The sequence below is a fragment of the Aquitalea magnusonii genome, assembly GCF_002217795.2.
Taxonomy (GTDB): Bacteria; Pseudomonadota; Gammaproteobacteria; order Burkholderiales; family Chromobacteriaceae; genus Aquitalea; species Aquitalea magnusonii_B.
In genome coordinates, this window is sequence record NZ_AP018823.1 from 3,949,428 (window position 1) to 3,972,556 (window position 23,129).

7 protein-coding genes are annotated in these 23,129 nt (G+C 61.5%); 5 read left to right on the forward strand and 2 right to left on the reverse strand.

Annotated features, from left to right (window positions below; genetic code table 11):
- Nucleotides 1-199: 199 nt before the first annotated feature.
- From DLM_RS18545 to DLM_RS18555, 3 genes are all read left to right on the forward strand, one after another.
- Nucleotides 200-3,178, forward strand: a complete 2,979-nt coding sequence (locus tag DLM_RS18545; RefSeq protein WP_167467163.1) for an EAL domain-containing protein — start codon at nucleotides 200-202, stop codon at nucleotides 3,176-3,178.
- Between the two features lie 34 nt (nucleotides 3,179-3,212).
- Nucleotides 3,213-4,010 carry a TatD family hydrolase gene (locus DLM_RS18550; RefSeq protein ID WP_089086377.1) on the forward strand — a complete coding sequence of 266 codons (798 nt, stop codon included), beginning with the start codon at nucleotides 3,213-3,215 and terminating at the stop codon, nucleotides 4,008-4,010.
- 213 nt (nucleotides 4,011-4,223) lie between these two features.
- On the forward strand, nucleotides 4,224-5,873 hold the full coding sequence (locus DLM_RS18555; RefSeq protein ID WP_089086376.1) for a methyl-accepting chemotaxis protein: 1,650 nt from the start codon (nucleotides 4,224-4,226) through the stop codon (nucleotides 5,871-5,873).
- 61 nt (nucleotides 5,874-5,934) lie between these two features.
- On the opposite strand, the gene DLM_RS18560 is transcribed toward DLM_RS18555, so the two are convergent.
- The gene (locus DLM_RS18560; protein WP_089086375.1) at nucleotides 5,935-7,461 is read right to left on the reverse strand and encodes a TolC family outer membrane protein; all 1,527 of its coding nucleotides are present in this window, start codon (nucleotides 7,459-7,461) and stop codon (nucleotides 5,935-5,937) included.
- A gap of 118 nt (nucleotides 7,462-7,579) precedes the next feature.
- On the opposite strand from DLM_RS18560, the gene DLM_RS18565 reads away from it, so the two are divergent.
- Nucleotides 7,580-8,293, forward strand: a complete 714-nt coding sequence (locus tag DLM_RS18565) for a transglutaminase-like cysteine peptidase (RefSeq protein ID WP_089086374.1) — start codon at nucleotides 7,580-7,582, stop codon at nucleotides 8,291-8,293.
- An 8-nt stretch (nucleotides 8,294-8,301) separates the two neighbouring features.
- A complete protein-coding gene (locus DLM_RS18570) occupies nucleotides 8,302-10,218 on the forward strand; it encodes a LapD/MoxY N-terminal periplasmic domain-containing protein (RefSeq protein WP_089086373.1) in 1,917 nt (638 codons plus the stop codon).
- A 280-nt stretch (nucleotides 10,219-10,498) separates the two neighbouring features.
- Here the strand turns inward: DLM_RS18570 and DLM_RS18575 are convergent, their stop codons facing one another.
- Nucleotides 10,499-23,080 carry an Ig-like domain-containing protein gene (locus DLM_RS18575; RefSeq protein WP_119313274.1) on the reverse strand — a complete coding sequence of 4,194 codons (12,582 nt, stop codon included), beginning with the start codon at nucleotides 23,078-23,080 and terminating at the stop codon, nucleotides 10,499-10,501.
- Nucleotides 23,081-23,129: the final 49 nt, after the last annotated feature.

Below are 23,129 nucleotides of genomic sequence, written 5' to 3' on the forward strand. Positions count from 1 at the left end.
GCGGAAGGTTGGGCAATGCATGTAGTCTGATTACGCGCAAATGCGAGGGATTTTCTTTGCGTTCGGCATGACATCTGCCAGACTTGCTCAGTACACTACGTTCTGGCTCGGGCCTTGCCCGGCAACGGTCAGTACCGGTGCAGCACCCTGTTGCCGGCCTTTCGACGCTGTTACTTTCCACCACCCTGTACCGACCACCGTGAACAAGATCTGGCGCACCTGGCTGATCAGCCTTTGCATTGCCCTGCTCTCCTGCCTGATTGGCATGGCGGTGGTGTATGTGGCTGCGCGTCAGGATGAGGAGCTGGCCCGCTCCCTGGCGCTGGCTGATGCCACCGACCGCGGCAATGCCGTGAAAGTGGCGGTAGACCGGGCGCTGTCGTCCACCTATGCCCTTAGCGCCATGGTGCGGCAGGGTCGTGGCCGGCTGGAGGATTTTGATACCTTTGCCCGCCCGCTGATGAGCTACTACCCCGGCGTGATGTCGCTACAACTGGCCCCGGACGGGGTGGTGCGGCAAATCTACCCGCTCAAGGGCAATGAAAAGGCGCTGGGGCACAATCTGCTGGCCGATCCGGCACGCAATAAGGAAGCCTTCATGGCCCGCAACAGCGGGCAAATGACGCTGGCCGGTCCTTTTCCGCTGGTGCAGGGCGGCATGGGTGCGGTTGGCCGGCTGCCGGTATTTCTGAACCCGGACAAGAACAGTCCACCCGTGTTCTGGGGCTTTGTGATTGCCCTGATGCGCTTTCCCGACGTGCTGCATGGTGCCGGGCTGGATTGGCTGTCCAAGCGCGGCTACCACTACAGCCTGTGGCGGCAGCACCCGGACAGCGGTCAGGTACAGGTGCTGGCCAGCTCCGGCGGGGCGGAGCTGCGACTGGATGATCCGGTTCACTTTCGCATCAACATGCCCAATGGACTGTGGGTGCTGGACGTACAGCCCAGGGATGGCTGGCGCAATCTGCACCACCTGGTGATCAACAGCCTGCTGGTACTGACCATCAGCATCCTGCTGGGCTGGCTGGCCTGGCAAATGACAGAACTGCGACGCCACCGCGCCGAACTGGCGCTGCTGGTGGCCTTGCGTACCCGTGCGCTGGAACAGCAAACATCGGAACGGGAGGCTGCCGAGCATGCCGCCTTGTCGGAAACCCTGCGCCAGGCCGCCCTATTGCAAACGGCCTCTGACGGAATCCACATTCTGGATGAGCAGGGCCGCCTCACCGAATACAGCCCGTCCTTTGCCAGCATGCTGGGCTATGAGATGGCGGAGATGCGCCACTTTGTGCTGTCTGACTGGGACAAGGACATCCGGCCAGAACAACTGCAGCAGTTGATACGCGCGGGCAGCAGCCACGGCCAGCGCTTTGAAACCCGCCACCGCCGCAAGGATGGCTCGCTGCTGGAGGTGGAAATCAATGCCAAGACCGTGCATATCGCGGGACGGCCTTATCTGTACGCCTCGGCGCGCGATATCAGTGAACGCAAGCACGCCGAGCAGCTATTACGCATTGCGGCTACCGCATTTGAAGCACAGGAAGGCATGGTGGTGACAGACTGTCACACCGTGATCCTGCGGGTGAACAGTGCCTTTAGCAAAATCACCGGCTATACCACGGACGAAGTGGTGGGGCGCAAGATCAGCCTGCTGCAATCTGGCCGTCACGACAGCGCCTTTTACCAGCGCATGTGGCAAAGCCTGCAGGAGCTGGGCGCCTGGCAAGGCGAAATCTGGAACCGGCGCAAAAGCGGGGACATCTACCCGGAATGGCTGAGCATCAGCGCGGTGCTGGGCGATGATGGCAATGTCAGCCACTATGTGGCCACCATGAGCGACATCACCCAGCGCAAGGCCGCTGAGGACAAGATCAAGCGGCTGGCCTTCTACGATCCGCTTACCCAACTGCCCAACCGCCGCCTGCTGCTGGACCGGCTGCAAATGGCCCTGGAATACAGCCAGCACCGCCAGCAATGCGGTGCCTTGCTGTTTATCGACCTGGACAATTTCAAAACCCTCAATGACACCCTGGGCCACGATATGGGTGACCGCCTGCTGCAAGAAGTGGCGCAGCGCCTGAATGACTGCCTGCGGCCAGGCGATACCGTGGCACGGCTGGGCGGCGACGAATTTGTGGTGATGCTGGAGAGCCTGGACAGCGAAACGGCACTGGCAGCACAGCAGGCACGCAGCATTGGCCAGCATATTCTGGAAACCCTGTCCCGCCCCTACCCCATGCTCGATGGCATGCACCACAGCACCTGCAGCATGGGGGCGGTACTGTTTGACAGCGCTGTCGGCTCGGTGGAAGAGCTGCTCAAGCGCGCCGATCTGGCCATGTACCAGGCCAAGGCCGCCGGCCGCAACACGCTGCGCTTTTTCGACCCGGAAATGCAGCAGGCCGTTACCGCCCGCGCCGAGCTGGAAGCCGCACTGCGGCGTGGACTGCAACAACAGCAATTCGTGCTCTACTACCAGCCGCAGGTGGATGCCGACGGCCACATTACCGGTGCCGAAGCGCTGCTGCGCTGGCAACGGCCAGAACATGGCCTGGTGGGGCCAGTCAGCTTTATCCCGCTGGCCGAGGAATCCGGCCTGATCGTGCCGCTGGGCGAGTGGGCACTCTACACCGCCTGCCGTCAGTTGGCGGAATGGGCCAGGAACCCGGCCACCGCCAGGCTGCAACTGGCAGTCAATGTCAGCGCACGCCAGTTCCACCAGGCCGGCTTTGTCGAGATGGTACGCAATGCGCTGCTGTACAGCGGCGCGCCGGCACATCGCCTGAAGCTGGAGCTGACCGAAAGCCTGCTGCTGCAGGATGTGGATGACACCGTGCGCAAGATGAACACCCTGAAACAGGACGGGGTGTGCTTCTCGCTGGATGATTTTGGCACCGGCTACTCCTCGCTGTCCTATATCAAGCGCCTGCCGCTGGACCAACTGAAAATAGACCAGTCCTTCGTGCGCGACATCGACAGCAATAGCAATGATGTGTCCATCATCCGCACCATTGTGGCGCTGGCCGACAGCATGCAGCTGCAGGTGATTGCCGAAGGCGTGGAAACCACCACCCAGCGCGACTTCCTGCTGCAGCAGCACTGCCATGCCTTCCAGGGCTATCTGTTTGGCCGGCCCATGCCGATTGCCGATTTCCTGTCCCGGCTGCAAACCGCCTAGCCTGACCCCAGCTTAAGCATCACGGAGTGAAAGCATGCATTTTCAGAGTGCCCCCGGCCCCTGCCTGATCGACACCCACTGCCACCTGGATGCCGCCGAATTCAATGGCCAGCGCGATGAGATTGTCAGCACCGCCCAGGCCTGCGGTGTCGGCCAGTTGCTGCTGCCTTCCATCCACAGTGACAGCTTTGCCGACAGCCTGGCCATGCGCGCGCGTTATGGCTGCTGGATTGCCTTCGGCCTGCATCCTATTTATCTGGCACGTCATCAGGACGATCACCTGCAACTGCTGGAACAGCACCTGCAGCAGCATGCGCCGGTGGCGGTAGGAGAAATCGGACTGGATTACTACCTGCCCGGTCTGGATGCCGCGCGGCAGGAAAGCCTGCTGGTGGAACAACTGAAGCTGGCCCGCAAATACAATCTGCCGGTGCTGCTGCATGTGCGGCGCGCACAGGACCGCGTTCTCAAATACCTGCGCCAGATTCCGGTACCCGGCGGCATCGCCCACGCCTTCAATGGCAGCCGGCAGCAGGCCGAGGCATTCATCGGCCTGGGTTTCAAGCTAGGGTTTGGTGGGGCGATGACCTATAGCGGCTCGCGCCGCATCCGCGAACTGGCCGCCACCCTCCCGCTGTCCGCCCTGGTGCTGGAAACCGATGCGCCGGACATCCGCCCGGAATGGGCGCAGCAGCAGCCCAATGTTCCGGCCAATATAAAGAATTTTGCCGCTGTCCTGGCCGGATTGCGCGCCATGGACTTGCATACATTAACTGGCGCGCTCTGGCGCAATAGCTATCAGGCCATCGGCCTGGCCATGCCAAACGTATAATCCTGCGCCAAAAGGTGATTGTTAAGCTATACCGTGCTAATGTGCCGGCCGGATGTGGCTGGCATGGTCACGACGCGGGGTAGCTACCACCATAAAACATCTACCGTCCCCGGCGTCATCCGTTGCTCATCTACATGACAGACTGTTGATTGGCACCGCATGCACACACCCATCCGCCATCCATCTGTCTGGCAATGAAGTCCGGGGAATTCAATGAAAAATCTATCCATCGCCGTGCGCATCACCACCGGTTTTGGCCTGCTGCTGCTTGCACTGGCCATCATCGGCAGCATTACCCTGCAAGGGCTGGGTCGTATCGACCAGCGGGTGGAGGAAGTCTCCAGCCATGAACTGGTGTTCTTCCGCGATGTGTCGCAACTGCGCGTACACATGGGCAATCTTAGGCGCTTTGAAAAAGACTACTACCTGAACATCGCCAACAGCGCTAAGCGGGCAGAATATCTGGGCAAGTGGAAAGACACTTACGCCAAGGCCCAGGAAACGGTAGGCAAGCTGTCGCAGTCGCTGGCTGAGGGCAATAACAGCCTGAGCAGCAGCCTGAGCGGGCCGGTGCGCAAACAGGGCGAATTACTGCAGGCGTATGCCGACGGCTTCAACACCGTCAGCAGCCAGGTGGAAGCCGGCAGCATCAGCACGCCGGCAGACGGCAATGCCGCCATCGGCAAGTTCAAGGAAAACGTACACCAGATGGAAGCGATGCTGCAGACCATCAGCAGCGCCGCGGTGGACGCCGTCAATGCCCTGGGCAGCCAGATCAACACCACCTCGGCCTCGGTGCGCAATGCCGTGATGGCCCTGCTGGCCATTGCCTTGCTGCTGGGCATCCTGCTGTCCTGGCTGATCATCCGTTCCATCCGCCATCCGCTCAACAGCATGCGCGACAGCAGCCAGCAACTGGCGCAAAGCCGCGACCTGCGGCAGCAGTTTCCCGATCTGGGCCGCAACGAGCTGGGCAGCATGGGCCGCTCGGTGTCCGATCTGGTGGGCACGGTACGCACGCTGATCCAGGAATCCCACGGCTACTCCTCACGCCTGGTTGGCGTGGCCGACCAGTTGGGCCATGTCAGCGATCATGTGGCCAAGGCTTCGCACCAGCAATCCGAAGCGGCCTCCGCCAGCGCCGCCAGTATCGAACAGATGACCGTCAGCATCCAGATGGTGTCCGACAATACCCAGGGCGTGGAGGAGCAGGTACGCAATGCCACCGGGGAGGCCACCCGCAGCAGCCAACTGGCAAGCCAGGCGGCGGCAGAGATTCAGCAGATTGCCAGCAGCATTACCGAAACCGCACAAGTGATTGAGCAGTTGAACCAGCGCTCGGGTGAAATCGGCGACATCGTCAAGGTGATCCGGGATATTGCCGACCAAACCAATCTCTTGGCGCTCAATGCCGCCATCGAGGCTGCCCGCGCCGGCGAGATGGGCCGCGGCTTTGCCGTGGTGGCAGATGAAGTACGCAAGCTGGCCGAACGCACGGCTTCTGCCACGGCAGAAATCTCTACCCGCATTTCCGGGGTGCAAACCGACACCCGTCAGGCCTTTGTCAGCATGCAGCAGGCCAATAGCCGCATTGAAACCGGGGTTGGCAGCGCCCAGCAGGTGGCACAGTCGCTGCAGTTGATCCGCGAATTGTCACAGCGCTCGGTGGACAAGATTGGCGATGTTGCCGGGGCCATCAAGGAGCAAAGCCAGGCCAGCCAGGACGTGGCGCGCAATGTGGAACAGATTGCCCAGATGAATGACAGCACCAACCGCTCGGTGCAGGAATCCCATCAACTGGCACAGCAACTGAAGGAACTGTCCGCCGCCCTGGATGACAGCCTGAACCGCTTCCGGGTGTAAACCGCCAGGCCACAAAAAAGCCGCCCTCACAGGCGGCTTTGGCTGATGCGGCAGCGGGCGCTCAGTTGCTGCTGGCAGCCTGCGGCTTCTTGGCCTTGCCGGCTTTCAGCGGCTTGACCCCCAGCGGTGCGGCTGCCGGTGCCACCGCCTGCGGCTCAGCCGTGGCGGCGGTGTACTGGCGGGCGGCAATCGACTTCACATCCACCGTGGCCGGCGGGGTGTAGCTGGTATTGCAGGCGTTCTGCTCTTCTTCACTCAGGCTATCGGTCTGGAAGTCTTCCACCGGCTTGAGCTTGAGGGTTTGCAGCAGGCTGCCGGAGTTGGCCAGCACGGTAGCTTCCGCAACCTTGTAATCGGACTGGGCGTTGATGTAGGCGCGCTGGGCGTCAAACAACTCGTTTTCACTGTCCAGCACATCCAGCAAGGTACGCTGGCCGATATCAAACTGCTTGCGGTAGGCGTCGCGCGCCTTCTCGGTGGACAGTTGGTGCTGACGCAGCGATTCCATCTGGTCCTTGAGCTTGACGATATTATTGTTGGCAATGCTCAGGGTCTGGCGCATGTCACGGCACACCTTGTCGCGCAGATCCTTGGTGGTGTTCAGCTTCTCGGCGGCCGAACCCAGGCGGGCGCGGTCTGCGCCGCCACGGAACAGATTCATGTTGAAAATCACCGCCACCGAGCTGAGCTTGGTACGCCCGTTGTAGCCGTTATAGTTGTCGGTAGGTGCCTTGCTGGCCTGCAAATCCAGCGTGGGCGAGAAAGCACCACGACGCACATTCACCTCGGCCTGGGCCGAACGCACGCTGGACAGGGCGCTCAGGTAGGCCGGATTGTGCGCAACGGCATTCTTGATCAAATCGCCGCTGCCGGGCAGTGCAGACTTCATCGACGGAATATCGCTCAACTGGGCCGGGGCATCGCTGCCGGTCAGACGGGCATAGCGTACCGATACATCATGCAGGTTGGAGGTATCGGTAATCAGATTGCTCTCGGCCAGCGCCAGACGGCCTGCCGCCTGTTCCAGATCCACCCGGCGGCCGACACCGGCCTGCACCTTCTGCGCAATTTGCTCAAAGATTCCCTTATGAATTGCATAGTTTTCCTGAGCGGTATCCAACAACTGACGATAGCGCAGCACATCCTGATAAGCCTGAACCGTCTGCAGGGCCATGCTTTCGGTAGCATCCAGGAAATCAAAATATTTGGCCTGTTCGTCATAACCCAGTTGCTTGACCGTGTTATAGGTCTGCAAGCCCTGGAAGATGTTCTGGCTCAGGCTCAGTTTCCAACCGCGGGTGGTGTAGTTCTGGTCGGTTACTGCCACATTGCTAGGGTAGTCATAGCGCTGGCGGTTGGATTCGTAACTCAGATCGACAGTTGGCATGTACCCCGCCCGGCCCACGTTCACATCCTGACCCGCGCCACGGAACTGGTGCAGCTTGGCCAGCACTTCCGGGTTGTTCAGGATTGCCTGCTGCACAGCGGCGGTAACCTCAATGGCACTGGCCTGTTGCGGCAACAAAGCGGCAACACCGGCCAGGCCGATAGCCACCGACAAACTGATGGATTTGCGCAAATTTCTCATCGATACTACCCCATATGAAATGTGTGGCTTATTTTAAATACATGTTTAAAACACAATACATTTAAATTATACACACTGAAATTTACTGTTGCTGCCTGTTTTTTACAGAAAAAATGCCATGAGCGTGATCTGTTCACCGCCAGTCCTCACCGATACAACACCCTTGCAGCGAGTCCATGACGCAGGCATCAAACTGCTGCACCTGCTGCTGCCCATCATGCTCAGCTGGCTGCTGTGCCTGGGTGTTACCGGCAGCAGCCTGCCCAGCGAGCAGACCGTGTCGCGCTATGGCCCGCAGGCGCAGCGGCTGTACCGCGAGTGGCAGGCCATGCTGAACAATGCCGGCAGTAGCGACAGCGCACGGCTGAAGGAGGTGAACGAGTTTTTCAACCGGCGCATTACTTATGCGGAAAACAGCCAGGTATGGCGGCAGGAGGATTACTGGGCCACGCCACTGGAAACCTTTGGCAAGGGCATGGCCGACTGCAAGGGTTTCGTGATTGGCAAATACGTGTCGCTCCGCATGCTGGGCGTGGCACCGGACAAGATCAGGCTGACTTATGTGAAGGCGCGCATTGGCGGCCCGTCCAGCAATGTCACCCAAGCGCACATGGTGCTGGCATACTATCCAAGCCCGACAGTGGAGCCGCTGATTCTGGATAACCTGATCACCAGCATCCAGCCTGCCTCGCAGCGGCCCGACCTGATCCCGGTGTTCAGCTTCAATATGGAAAGCATCTGGGTGGGCGGTACGCAAAACAATAATGTCAACCGGCTGACACGCTGGAAACAACTGCTGGACAAACTGAAAACGGAAGGTTTTACCTTTTGAGTCCCCCCGTGAAGTCACGCAAACTTTCTCTGGTACAGCGCCTGTGGCTGTTACTGCTGTTGCTGGTGGCGCTGTCCATCGGCGGCGCGCTGATTGCCAACCTGCTCAATGCCCGCAGCTATCTGGAACAACAGCTAAGCGCGCAAAGTGCCGATACCGCCAACGCGCTGGCCCTGATGGTGACGCAGTACAAGGCCGATCCGGTGATGGCGCAAACCCTGCTGGGCGCGGCCTTCGAGCAGGGCCACTTTGCCGAGATCAGCTGGGAAGGCGTTCCAGCCCAGCAAGCCATCCATCTGCGCAACCGTAACGGTTTTGAAGACACCCCGGCCTGGTTCCGTCAGTTGCTGCCGCTAAAGCCGCAAACCGGACTGGCCCAGGTGAGCAACGGCTGGCTGCAGGCTGGCCGCATCGTGGTGAGCGCACATCTGGGCTATGCCTACAGCTCCTTGTGGCAAGGCGCGCTGCAAACCGTGTTCTGGCTGGTGGTGATCGGCCTGGCTGCCGGCCTGCTGGGCTTTTTCGACATCCGCAGCCTGCGCCGCGAACTGCATGCGGTGGTGGCGCAAGCCCATGCCATCAGCGAACAGCGCTTCATGCGCATTCCCATCCCCGGCATTCCGGAACTGGCCGAAGTGGGCATGGCGATGAACCACATGGTGGAACGGCTGCAAAACTACCTGCTGGGCCTGCGCGATGAAGTGGACCGCCTGCGCCGCGAAGTGCTGACTGACAGCAGTACCGGCCTGCCTAACCGTGAAGCATTCGAACAGCGCTTTGCCAACCTGCTCAATCCGCAAGCCGACCCGGTCAGCGGTCATCTGCTGCTGATCCGGGTGGCCGGCCTGGCCGAACTGAACCAGCGCCTGGGTGGACGGCGTACCGATGCCCTGCTCAAGCGGGTGGCGGATGATCTCGCCAGCCAGTGCCAGTCCCACCGCGGCTGGATGGCCACCCGCCTGCGCGGTGCCGACTTTGCCCTGTTCTGCCCAGAGCTGGGCCATGAGGAGGCCGGCAAGCTGGCGGATGAGCTTTGCCTGCTGTGGCCGGTGTACTGGACGATGGACTTGTCCGACCAGCCTGGGCTGGGCCATATCGGCATCACGGCCTTCCAAAGTGGCGACCAACTGACCGAGGTGCTGGCCCGCGCCAGCGACAGCCTGACCCTGGCCGAGGCCCAGCCACTCAATAGCTGGTATCTGGGCAGCAGGGCAGCCCCTGCAGACCGGGAAGCGCTGCCGGACTGGAAGGCGCTGCTGGAAGCGGCCTGCCAGGATGACTCGCTGCAGTTGCGCTGGTACCCGGTATGCGATCCGGACAAGGTGGTGTTGTGGCATGAAGGCATGCTGTTTCGCCCGGCACAGCATGGCATGGCCGCCATGAGTGCCTTGCGCCTGGTGTCACAGGCGGCACGGCTGGGACTGGTACACCGGCTGGACCTCAATACCCTTAACCTGGCACTGCGCCATGGCCCGGCGGGGGTGCTGGCCGTCAATATGTCGCCCGCCTCGCTGCACCATCCGGACTTCCTGCCGTCCATTTTGCAGTTGCTACAGCGCTACCCGGAACGCCAGATCAATTTTGAATTCCACGAAACCGGGCTGGATGAGCACTGGGAGCACTTTGTCGCCTTCAGCCGCGCCATTCGTCCGGCAGGCCATCAGTTGGCGGTGGAAATCCAGGGACACAATCTGGCACTGGTGGCACGTACCCATGAGGCCAGCATCAGCTATCTGGTACTGGACAGCACCCTCACCCAGGGCATTCATGCCGATGAGGGCCGTTCTGCGCTGCTGCGCGGCCTGCTACGCATGGCGGCACTGATGGGCGTGCAACTGGAAGCCAAGGGGATTAGCAGCGCGGAGGATGCAGCCGCACTGATCGAAATGGGCGTACACAGCCTGACCGGCCCGGCCATCAGCTAAGCAGCACCGGCCCAGGCACCAGCCCGCCTCCAGCCACTGGACGCGGGCTTTTTCATATCCGGTGCCAACAGCAGTAAACGCGAACCACAATGCCAACGGTTCTGCACGCAATGGTTGGAAGGCAGGCATGAGAACGGCAATGCCAGCGATGCCCTAGGGCGGCCAAACCGTTTAGCGACTACGGCGTCCTGACGATCTAGACCGCCTTTAGCCATCATCCGTGCGCCCACAAAAAAACCGACAGCGTGTCAGGCTGTCGGTTGTTGCGGCCAGGGCTGGCTTAGTCGGTAATCAACTTACCACTCCCCAGCAGGTTATGCAGGATCTGGCTGTCCGACAGCAGCGTGTTGCCGCTATGGGTCAGGTCGACATTCTGCAGCACAATCTGCTGGGTCTCATGCGTTGCCAGATTACCGGTTTCGCTGACATGGATCACCGTGCTTGTCACCCCCTTGCTGGTGCTGGTGGTGAAGTGCAGGTAATTGCCCAGATTACCAACATCGGTACCGCTATGGCTTTCGCCTACCAGCAGATCACGCAGATCCAGCTTGTCACCGCCATTGGATACCGCTGCGGTCTTGAAGTTGATGATGGTATCCACGGCCGGAGTTGCCACCGTGCCTTGATCGCCCAGCACCCACTTGAAGGTATCCACACCGGTACTGCCACTGGTCATGGTGTCGTTGCCGGCCCCGCCATGCAGCAAGGTGGCGGTGGATCCGGCGTACAGATAGTCGGTACCCGCAGAGCCATGGACTTCATTACCAGCCCCCACCAGGAAGGATACCGGTACGGTCGACGAGGTGGCCGTATTGCCATTGCTCTCAATCGCGGTGACGGTGGCATTAAAGCTGACCTGCCCGTGGTAGCTGCCGGACAACTGCAGGGAACCGCTTTGCAGATCGCTCAGGCTCAAACCGGTAACGGTCAGGTTACCGGAGGCATCCGGCGTGTAGGTCGTGCCATGCAGTACCAGGGATGGCGAGCCTTCGGCAGAGGTCAGACCGCTGATATTCAACGTCAGGGTTTCCGAGCCAACCGCCACCGGATGCGAAGCCGTCATCAGGCTGGACAAGGCAATGGTGGTGGTTGCCGCATCGCTGGCCTGGAAGCCGCCCTGGGTCAGCACGATATTATCCACCATGGCACCACGACCACTGGCATCGACCGCGCTGGCCGGGGTATCCGTCAGGATGGTGATGACCTGATTGCCGCCGGTACCGGTAAAGTCGAAGGAAATATTGCGCCAATCCAGCGTGCTGCCCGATGTAGCCGAATATTCGGCCACCAGCTTGCCATCCACATAGATACCGATCTTGCTGACATCCGTGGAATAGCCCGGCCGACCGGCAAAATCCATCGACAACTGGTATTCCGCGCCGGCCACGGTGGTCACGGTGCGGGTAATGCCCAGGGTCTGAATAATGTCAGAAGTCGAGTTATTCAGTTCCAGCCAGTGGGTATTGCCAGCACCCGTTGATGAGTTCGGGGTAATGGTGCTGCCGCTGGCCGTGCTCATGGAATCGCTGGTGGTCCAGATCTCGAAACCATTGATACCGCCAGGTGCAACGTCATTGCTGGTCACCAAGGTCCACCCCTCGGCTTTGGTCGTGCTGGTGGTCTGGTTGGTGCTTTCCCAAGTGGTATTGAACAACTGACTTGTCGTGATATTCGATACCAGATTGATGGTCGGCAGCGTGGTATCCACCGTCAGGGCATGGCTAGCCGGTGTGGCTGCATTCCCCGCGGCATCGCTGACATTGGCCGTCACCGTGATATTGCCATCCGCCAGCTTGGCCACATCGCTGGCCGGTACAGTCACCGACCAGCTATTGCCACTTACCGTGGCACTATAGTGAACATTGTTCAGCACCACATCCACCTTCTGATCATCCTCCACACCGCTTGTACTGCCGCTGACCAGCAGCGACTTATTGTGTTCGGCGGCATTGATCACATCATCACCGGCCAGCGTGGTGGCAATGGCAATGGTGGGGGCTGTCAGATCAATCTTGGCACTGTCGCTGGCGCTGGCCGAAACATTGCCCGCCAGATCAGTGATGTAGGCCTTCACGGTCAGCGTACCGCCATCAGCCGGGGCGGCCGGAGTGAGAACGACCTTCCCTGCGGTAATTTCAGCGGCAGTCAGTACATGACCCGTTTGCACCACGTCGTTGATGGTGACGTTCAGCGTATCGCCCGCCTTGGCATTGCTTGGCAGGCCGATGTTGACGGTTTCCGTCGTGGCGCTGCCCTGCTCGGCCTTGTTGATGTAGCCGTCATTGTTGGCGTCGGTGGCAATCGTCACCGTCGGTGCCGACGGCGCGGTAATGTCTTCGATGGCGCTTGCCGCACCAGTGGTGGAGACATTGCCATGGGTATCGGTCTGGGTGGCCGAGATGCTGACAGATTTGCCATCACCCGGTTCCGGCATGTTCAGCGTCACCACGCCGGTGCTGGCGTTGTAGCTGGCTGTTACACCATTGGCAGCACCAGTGATGCTTCCATCATGGTTCACCACCAGCTTGGTCACCACACCATTGTCGGTCACGGTGAGATTGGCGCTACCACCCGCGCTGATCAGGCTCTTGTCCAATGTTACGGTGGACTGCAGCGTCGCCGTACCATTGGATGTTTCCGAACCGCTGAGGTAGCCATCGTGATTGCTGTCGGTGGTAATCACCACCGGCGGCGTGGTCGGCAAGTGATAGCTATCGCTGCCCACACCCGAGGTGTTACCGGCCAGATCGGTCACGGTGGCATTAACCGTCAGTGTGGTTCCAAGCGACGGTGTAGCCACCGGCAGGTAAATCACACCATTCTGATAGCTGTAGACCAGGCCGTTACCATCAACCAGTTGATTGCTGGAATTCAAGTGCAGCGTTACATCCGTACCGGTGCTGGAAGTGATATGCACAGTACCGCTATGGTTCAGCTCGGCCTGATCCTTCGCGTCCAGCGTGACGGAAGCGGTCATGGTATTGCTGCTTACCAGGCTGATGACGCTTGCCGTGGTGCTACCCGCCGGTGTCAGCGTGCTTTGGAACACTGCCTGACCGCCCTGATCCCAGTACACGATCTGGATGGTATGTAAATTACCCGCCGTGGCCCCCAGGGTCAGGGTGAAATCTGTGCCGGTCGGCGATTGGTTCTGGTTTCTGGTGGCAACCGTCACGCCATCCACAATGATCTGGTAGCCATCGTCTGCCAATACCGACAGTTTGTAAGTACCCGAGGCCGCCGCGAACACACCATTCATGCTGATGATGGCCTGACTGGTGGAACCATAGGTGCTGGCGTATTGCACATTGCTGGCGTTGCTGCCCAGGAAATTAGCCAGATTGCCACTGGCACCCAGATTGCCAGACACGCTGTTTGCCACGCCAAAACTCAGCGCATCCGCTACAAAGGTCGCGGTCGGGCTATGGCTGGCAATATCGCTCAGCACCTGGCTTAGCGGTGTTGATCCGGTAATGACCGAATCATTCAGACCATAGTAATTACTGGTCAGGCCATTGGGCAGAATGCTCACCACCGGGGTATCTGGCGCGGTGGTGTCCAGGGTGGCGCTGTCGCTGCCCTGAGCCGAGGTGTTGCCAGCCACGTCGGTGATGGTCGCAGCCACCGTCAGTGTGCCGCCTTCAGCCGGGGCGGCCGGGGTCAATACCACTTTGCCGGCAGTAATGTCATCGCTGCTCAGCACGTGGGCGGCTTGTGCCACGCCGTTGATGCTGACGTTGAGGGTGTCACCCGCCTTGGCATCGCTCGGCAGGCCGATGTTGACGGTTTCTGTCGTGGCACTGCCTTGCTCAGCCTTGTTGATGAAGCCATCGTCGTTGGTGTCGGTGGCAATCGTCACCGTCGGCGCACTTGGTGCCACCGTATCCAACTGAGCGCTGTCGCTGCCCTGAGCCGAGGTGTTGCCAGCCACGTCGGTGATGGTCGCAGCCACCGTCAGTGTGCCGCCTTCGGCCGGGGCTGCCGGGGTCAATACCACTTTGCCGGCAGTAATGTCATCGCTGCTCAGCACGTGGGCGGCTTGCGCTACGCCGTTGATGCTGACGTTGAGGGTGTCACCCGCCTTGGCATCGCTCGGCAGGCCGATGTTGACGGTTTCTGTCGTGGCACTGCCTTGCTCGGCCTTGTTGATGAAGCCATCGTCGTTGGTGTCGCTGGCAATCGTCACTGTCGGCGCACTTGGTGCCACCGTATCCAACTGAGCGCTGTCGCTGCCCTGAGCCGAGGTGTTGCCGGCCACGTCGGTGATGGTCGCGGCCACCGTCAGTGTGCCGCCTTCAGCCGGGGCGGCCGGGGTCAATACCACTTTGCCGGCAGTAATGTCATCGCTGCTCAGCACGTGGGCAGCTTGTGCCACGCCGTTGATGCTGACGTTGAGGGTGTCACCCGCCTTGGCATCGCTCGGCAGGCCGATGTTGACGGTTTCTGTCGTGGCACTGCCTTGCTCAGCCTTGTTGATGAAGCCATCGTCGTTGGTGTCGGTGGCAATCGTCACCGTCGGTGCACTTGGTGCCACCGTATCCAACTGAGCGCTGTCGCTGCCCTGAGCCGAGGTGTTGCCGGCCACGTCGGTGATGGTCGCGGCCACCGTCAGTGTGCCGCCTTCAGCCGGGGCGGCCGGGGTCAATACCACTTTGCCGGCAGTAATGTCATCGCTGCTCAGCACGTGGGCGGCTTGCGCTACGCCGTTGATGCTGACGTTGAGGGTGTCACCCGCCTTGGCATCGCTCGGCAGGCCGATGTTGACGGTTTCTGTCGTGGCACTGCCTTGCTCGGCCTTGTTGATGAAGCCATCGTCGTTGGTGTCGCTGGCAATCGTCACTGTCGGCGCACTTGGTGCCACCGTATCCAACTGAGCGCTGTCGCTGCCCTGAGCCGAGGTGTTGCCGGCCACGTCGGTGATGGTCGCGGCCACCGTCAGTGTGCCGCCTTCAGCCGGGGCGGCCGGGGTCAATACCACTTTGCCGGCAGTAATGTCATCGCTGCTCAGCACGTGGGCGGCTTGCGCTACGCCGTTGATGCTGACGTTGAGGGTGTCACCCGCCTTGGCATCGCTCGGCAGGCCGATGTTGACGGTTTCTGTCGTGGCACTGCCTTGCTCAGCCTTGTTGATGAAGCCATCGTCGTTGGTGTCGGTGGCAATCGTCACCGTCGGTGCACTTGGTGCCACCGTATCCAACTGAGCGCTGTCGCTGCCCTGAGCCGAGGTGTTGCCGGCCACGTCGGTGATGGTCGCGGCCACCGTCAGTGTGCCGCCTTCAGCCGGGGCGGCCGGGGTCAATACCACTTTGCCGGCAGTAATGTCATCGCTGCTCAGCACGTGGGCGGCTTGCGCTACGCCGTTGATGCTGACGTTGAGGGTGTCACCCGCCTTGGCATCGCTCGGCAGGCCGATGTTGACGGTTTCTGTCGTGGCACTGCCTTGCTCAGCCTTGTTGATGAAGCCATCGTCGTTGGTGTCGGTGGCAATCGTCACCGTCGGCGCACTTGGTGCCACCGTATCCAACTGAGCGCTGTCGCTGCCCTGAGCCGAGGTGTTGCCAGCCACGTCGGTGATGGTCGCAGCCACCGTCAGTGTGCCGCCTTCGGCCGGGGCTGCCGGGGTCAATACCACTTTGCCGGCACTGATGTCATCGCTGCTCAGCACGTGGGCAGCTTGTGCCACGCCGTTGATGCTGACGTTGAGGGTGTCACCCGCCTTGGCATCGCTCGGCAGGCCGATGTTGACGGTTTCTGTCGTGGCACTGCCTTGCTCGGCCTTGTTGATGAAGCCATCGTCGTTGGTGTCGCTGGCAATCGTCACTGTCGGCGCACTTGGTGCCACCGTATCCAACTGAGCGCTGTCGCTGCCCTGAGCCGAGGTGTTGCCGGCCACGTCGGTGATGGTCGCGGCCACCGTCAGTGTGCCGCCTTCAGCCGGGGCGGCCGGGGTCAATACCACTTTGCCGGCAGTAATGTCATCGCTGCTCAGCACGTGGGCAGCTTGTGCCACGCCGTTGATGCTGACGTTGAGGGTGTCACCCGCCTTGGCATCGCTCGGCAGGCCGATGTTGACGGTTTCTGTCGTGGCACTGCCTTGCTCAGCCTTGTTGATGAAGCCATCGTCGTTGGTGTCGGTGGCAATCGTCACCGTCGGTGCACTTGGTGCCACCGTATCCAACTGAGCGCTGTCGCTGCCCTGAGCCGAGGTGTTGCCGGCCACGTCGGTGATGGTCGCGGCCACCGTCAGTGTGCCGCCTTCAGCCGGGGCGGCCGGGGTCAATACCACTTTGCCGGCAGTAATGTCATCGCTGCTCAGCACGTGGGCGGCTTGTGCCACGCCGTTGATGCTGACGTTGAGGGTGTCACCCGCCTTGGCATCGCTCGGCAGGCCGATGTTGACGGTTTCTGTCGTGGCACTGCCTTGCTCAGCCTTGTTGATGAAGCCATCGTCGTTGGTGTCGGTGGCAATCGTCACCGTCGGCGCACTTGGTGCCACCGTATCCAACTGAGCGCTGTCGCTGCCCTGAGCCGAGGTGTTGCCAGCCACGTCGGTGATGGTCGCAGCCACCGTCAGTGTGCCGCCTTCGGCCGGGGCTGCCGGGGTCAATACCACTTTGCCGGCACTGATGTCATCGCTGCTCAGCACGTGGGCAGCTTGTGCCACGCCGTTGATGCTGACGTTGAGGGTGTCACCCGCCTTGGCATCGCTCGGCAGGCCGATGTTGACGGTTTCTGTCGTGGCACTGCCTTGCTCGGCCTTGTTGATGAAGCCATCGTCGTTGGTGTCGCTGGCAATCGTCACTGTCGGCGCACTTGGTGCCACCGTATCCAACTGAGCGCTGTCGCTGCCCTGAGCCGAGGTGTTGCCGGCCACGTCGGTGATGGTCGCGGCCACCGTCAGTGTGCCGCCTTCAGCCGGGGCGGCCGGGGTCAATACCACTTTGCCGGCAGTAATGTCATCGCTGCTCAGCACGTGGGCGGCTTGTGCCACGCCGTTGATGCTGACGTTGAGGGTGTCACCCGCCTTGGCATCGCTCGGCAGGCCGATGTTGACGGTTTCTGTCGTGGCACTGCCTTGCTCAGCCTTGTTGATGAAGCCATCGTCGTTGGTGTCGGTGGCAATCGTCACCGTCGGCGCACTTGGTGCCACCGTATCCAACTGAGCGCTGTCGCTGCCCTGAGCCGAGGTGTTGCCAGCCACGTCGGTGATGGTCGCAGCCACCGTCAGTGTGCCGCCTTCGGCCGGGGCTGCCGGGGTCAATACCACTTTGCCGGCACTGATGTCATCGCTGCTCAGCACGTGGGCAGCTTGTGCCACGCCGTTGATGCTGACGTTGAGGGTGTCACCCGCCTTGGCATCGCTCGGCAGGCCGATGTTGACGGTTTCTGTCGTGGCACTGCCTTGCTCGGCCTTGTTGATGAAGCCATCGTCGTTGGTGTCGCTGGCAATCGTCACTGTCGGCGCACTTGGTGCCACCGTATCCAACTGAGCGCTGTCGCTGCCCTGAGCCGAGGTGTTGCCGGCCACGTCGGTGATGGTCGCGGCCACCGTCAGTGTGCCGCCTTCAGCCGGGGCTGCCGGGGTCAATACCACTTTGCCGGCAGTAATGTCATCGCTGCTCAGCACGTGGGCGGCTTGCGCTACGCCGTTGATGCTGACGTTGAGGGTGTCACCCGCCTTGGCATCGCTCGGCAGGCCGATGTTGACGGTTTCTGTCGTGGCACTGCCTTGCTCGGCCTTGTTGATGAAGCCATCGTCGTTGGTGTCGCTGGCAATCGTCACTGTCGGCGCACTTGGTGCCACCGTATCCAACTGAGCGCTGTCGCTGCCCTGAGCCGAGGTGTTGCCGGCCACGTCGGTGATGGTCGCGGCCACCGTCAGTGTGCCGCCTTCAGCCGGGGCGGCCGGGGTCAATACCACTTTGCCGGCACTGATGTCATCGCTGCTCAGCACGTGGGCAGCTTGTGCCACGCCGTTGATGCTGACGTTGAGGGTGTCACCCGCCTTGGCATCGCTCGGCAGGCCGATGTTGACGGTTTCTGTCGTGGCACTGCCTTGCTCAGCCTTGTTGATGAAGCCATCGTCGTTGGTGTCGGTGGCAATCGTCACCGTCGGTGCACTTGGTGCCACCGTATCCAACTGAGCGCTGTCGCTGCCCTGAGCCGAGGTGTTGCCGGCCACGTCGGTGATGGTCGCGGCCACCGTCAGTGTGCCGCCTTCAGCCGGGGCGGCCGGGGTCAATACCACTTTGCCGGCAGTAATGTCATCGCTGCTCAGCACGTGGGCAGCTTGTGCCACGCCGTTGATGCTGACGTTGAGGGTGTCACCCGCCTTGGCATCGCTCGGCAGGCCGATGTTGACGGTTTCTGTCGTGGCACTGCCTTGCTCAGCCTTGTTGATGAAGCCATCGTCGTTGGTGTCGGTGGCAATCGTCACCGTCGGTGCACTTGGTGCCACCGTATCCAACTGAGCGCTGTCGCTGCCCTGAGCCGAGGTGTTGCCGGCCACGTCGGTGATGGTCGCGGCCACCGTCAGTGTGCCGCCTTCAGCCGGGGCGGCCGGGGTCAATACCACTTTGCCGGCAGTAATGTCATCGCTGCTCAGCACGTGGGCGGCTTGCGCTACGCCGTTGATGCTGACGTTGAGGGTGTCACCCGCCTTGGCATCGCTCGGCAGGCCGATGTTGACGGTTTCTGTCGTGGCACTGCCTTGCTCGGCCTTGTTGATGAAGCCATCGTCGTTGGTGTCGCTGGCAATCGTCACTGTCGGCGCACTTGGTGCCACCGTATCCAACTGAGCGCTGTCGCTGCCCTGAGCCGAGGTATTGCCAGCCACGTCGGTGATGGTCGCAGCCACCGTCAGTGTGCCGCCTTCAGCCGGGGCTGCCGGGGTCAATACCACTTTGCCGGCACTGATGTCATCGCTGCTCAGCACGTGGGCGGCTTGTGCCACGCCGTTGATGCTGACGTTGAGGGTGTCACCCGCCTTGGCATCGCTCGGCAGGCCGATGTTGACGGTTTCCGTCGTGGCACTGCCTTGCTCAGCCTTGTTGATGAAGCCATCGTCATTGGTGTCGGTGGCAATGACGACGGTCGGCGCGGACGGGGCGGTGGTGTCCAGCGTGGCGCTGTCGCTGCCCTGAGCCGAGGTATTGCCAGCCACGTCGGTGATGGTCGCAGCCACCGTCAGTGTGCCGCCTTCGGCCGGGGCGGCCGGGGTCAATACCACTTTGCCGGCACTGATGTCATCGCTGCTCAGCACGTGGGCGGCTTGCGCCACGCCGTTGATGCTGACGTTGAGGGTGTCGCCCGCCTTGGCATCGCTCGGCAGGCCGATGTTGACGGTTTCCGTCGTCGCACTGCCTTGCTCGGCCTTGTTGATGAAGCCATCGTCATTGGTGTCGGTGGCAATCGTCACTGTCGGTGCCGACGGGGCGGTGGTGTCCAGCGTGGCGCTGTCGCTGCCCTGAGCCGAGGTGTTACCAGCCACGTCGGTGATGGTCGCAGCCACCGTCAGTGTCCCGCCTTCAGCCGGGGCTGCCGGGGTCAATACCACTTTGCCGGCACTGATGTCATCGCTGCTCAGCACGTGGGCAGCTTGTGCCACGCCGTTGATGCTGACGTTGAGGGTGTCACCCGCCTTGGCATCGCTCGGCAGGCCGATGTTGACGGTTTCTGTCGTGGCACTGCCTTGCTCAGCCTTGTTGATGAAGCCATCGTCGTTGGTGTCGGTGGCAATCGTCACCGTCGGTGCACTTGGTGCCACCGTATCCAACTGAGCGCTGTCGCTGCCCTGAGCCGAGGTGTTGCCGGCCACGTCGGTGATGGTCGCGGCCACCGTCAGTGTGCCGCCTTCAGCCGGGGCGGCCGGGGTCAATACCACTTTGCCGGCAGTAATGTCATCGCTGCTCAGCACGTGGGCGGCTTGCGCTACGCCGTTGATGCTGACGTTGAGGGTGTCACCCGCCTTGGCATCGCTCGGCAGGCCGATGTTGACGGTTTCTGTCGTGGCACTGCCTTGCTCGGCCTTGTTGATGAAGCCATCGTCGTTGGTGTCGCTGGCAATCGTCACTGTCGGCGCACTTGGTGCCACCGTATCCAACTGAGCGCTGTCGCTGCCCTGAGCCGAGGTATTGCCAGCCACGTCGGTGATGGTCGCAGCCACCGTCAGTGTGCCGCCTTCAGCCGGGGCTGCCGGGGTCAATACCACTTTGCCGGCACTGATGTCATCGCTGCTCAGCACGTGGGCGGCTTGTGCCACGCCGTTGATGCTGACGTTGAGGGTGTCACCCGCCTTGGCATCGCTCGGCAGGCCGATGTTGACGGTTTCCGTCGTGGCACTGCCTTGCTCAGCCTTGTTGATGAAGCCATCGTCATTGGTGTCGGTGGCAATGACGACGGTCGGCGCGGACGGGGCGGTGGTGTCCAGCGTGGCGCTGTCGCTGCCCTGAGCCGAGGTATTGCCAGCCACGTCGGTGATGGTCGCAGCCACCGTCAGTGTGCCGCCTTCGGCCGGGGCGGCCGGGGTCAATACCACTTTGCCGGCACTGATGTCATCGCTGCTCAGCACGTGGGCGGCTTGCGCCACGCCGTTGATGCTGACGTTGAGGGTGTCGCCCGCCTTGGCATCGCTCGGCAGGCCGATGTTGACGGTTTCCGTCGTCGCACTGCCTTGCTCGGCCTTGTTGATGAAGCCATCGTCATTGGTGTCGGTGGCAATCGTCACTGTCGGTGCCGACGGGGCGGTGGTGTCCAGCGTGGCGCTGTCGCTGCCCTGAGCCGAGGTGTTACCAGCCACGTCGGTGATGGTCGCAGCCACCGTCAGTGTCCCGCCTTCAGCCGGGGCTGCCGGGGTCAATACCACTTTGCCGGCACTGATGTCATCGCTGCTCAGCACGTGGGCAGCTTGTGCTACGCCGTTGATGCTGACGTTGAGGGTGTCGCCCGCCTTGGCATCGCTCGGCAGACCGATGTTGACGGTTTCCGTCGTCGCACTGCCTTGCTCAGCCTTGTTGATGAAGCCATCGTCGTTGGTGTCGGTGGCAATCGTCACTGTCGGTGCCGACGGGGCGGTGGTGTCCAGATTTTCACCCGGCTGCCCGCTGCCACTGTCGGTATTGGCGGTGGCGATATTGCCGGCTTTGTCGCTAACAGTCGCGCTGACACTGATGCTACCGTCGCTCAGCCCTGTCAGATTGGCCGGCTTGGCGGTCCAGTTTCCATTGTCATCAACCGTAGCGGTGGTGGTGGCAGTATGGCCCTGGCTGTCAGTGAAGGTGATGGTAACAGTCTGGCCGGTTTCCACGCCGCCGGTACTACCGCTAATCACCACGGCACTGCTTTCCGCCTTGTTATAAGTATGGTCGCCGCCACTGCCGTCATTGCTGATGCTGATGCTGGCGCTCAGGTCGAGCTGGGCACTGCTGCTGCCGGTGCTCGAAGTATTACCTGCCGTATCGGTAATGGAGGCCGTTACCGTCAACGTAGCGCCATCGGTCGGCGCAGTCGGGGTGAGCACGACTTTGCCGGCACTGATGTCATCGCTGCTCAGCACGTGGGCGGCTTGCGCCACGCCGTTGATGGTGACATTCAGCGTGTCGCCCGCCTTGGCATCGCTCGGCAGGCCGATGTTGACCGTGTCGGTGCTGGCACTGCCTTGCTCGGTCTTGTTGATGAAGCCGTCATTGTTGGCGTCGGTGGCAATCGTCACCGTCGGGGCGCTCGGGGCCACGGTATCCAGCGTGCCGCTGTCCTTACCCTGAGCGGAGGTATTGCCCACCGCATCGGTCTGGGTGGCGGTGATGGTAACGGTCGCGTCCTGTGCCGGCGGCGTCATGCTGAGGGTGACGGTGCCATTGCTGTAACTGCCGCTGACCGACTCATCGGTGCCGGTCACGCTGCCATCGCTGTGTACCACCAGGGTGGTGATATGGCCACCATCGTTAACCACGATGGTGGCGCTGCCATTTTTGGCCAGATCGGTAGCATCCAGCTTGACCGTGGCCTCCACCTTGCCATTGACCAGATCCGAAGCACCAATCACACCATTAGGATCGCTATGTTCGGCGATGGTGACGGTAGGCGTAGCCGGCGGCGTGGTGTCGATAATGGCGTTGGCGGAGGCGGTGGCGGTGACACCTGCGGTATTGGTGCTGGTGGCAATCAGCGTGTCGGTGCCATCCGGCAACGGAGATGTGGGGGTGATGAACCAGTTGCCATCGCTGCCCACTACTGCACTGCCAATGACAGTACCGGAGGTATTGGTGACGATCACGGTCAGACCAGGAATGCCGGTGCCATGAATGGTGGGCGTGGCGTCATTGGTGGCACTGATGCTGTCGATGGTCAGGCTGATGGGCGCAGCCACATTCGAGGTGGTGTCCGCCTGCACCGACTGGGAGGTGACCACGGTGCCGGTCGCGGTGTCGGTCTGGAGGCCGTTCAGGGACTCACTCACCCGCATCAGCCGCACAAAGCTATGGCTGCCTTCGTCACCGGCACCCGCACCGTTAAGGCCGGCGGCGGCAGAGTCGAGCTGGGCCAGCGGATCCTGGCCATTTTCCAGAGCAGCGAGCACCTGCTGTGCTTCCGGTGCCAGTTTGGCCACAGCGGCTTCGGTCTTGTCGGTTACCTGCGGCTGCAGGGTTTCGTCCGTCAAGGCCAGTTCGCGCGGGCCATCCACATTGAGTACTTCGCCCCCGTCGCGGGCCACCGACAAGGTGGCACCATCCAGCAGTACGACATGCTCACCCGGATGGATGATGTCGCCAGCCTTGAGAATGCGTTCATGCCCTTGGGCATCGATGGCTTTTACCACACCGTTGACGGCAACAACCTGACCTTGGATAGCGGGGCTACTCATGACTGACTCCTGAAGACGCAATATGCACTTCGATCAGGTTAAGTCGCGA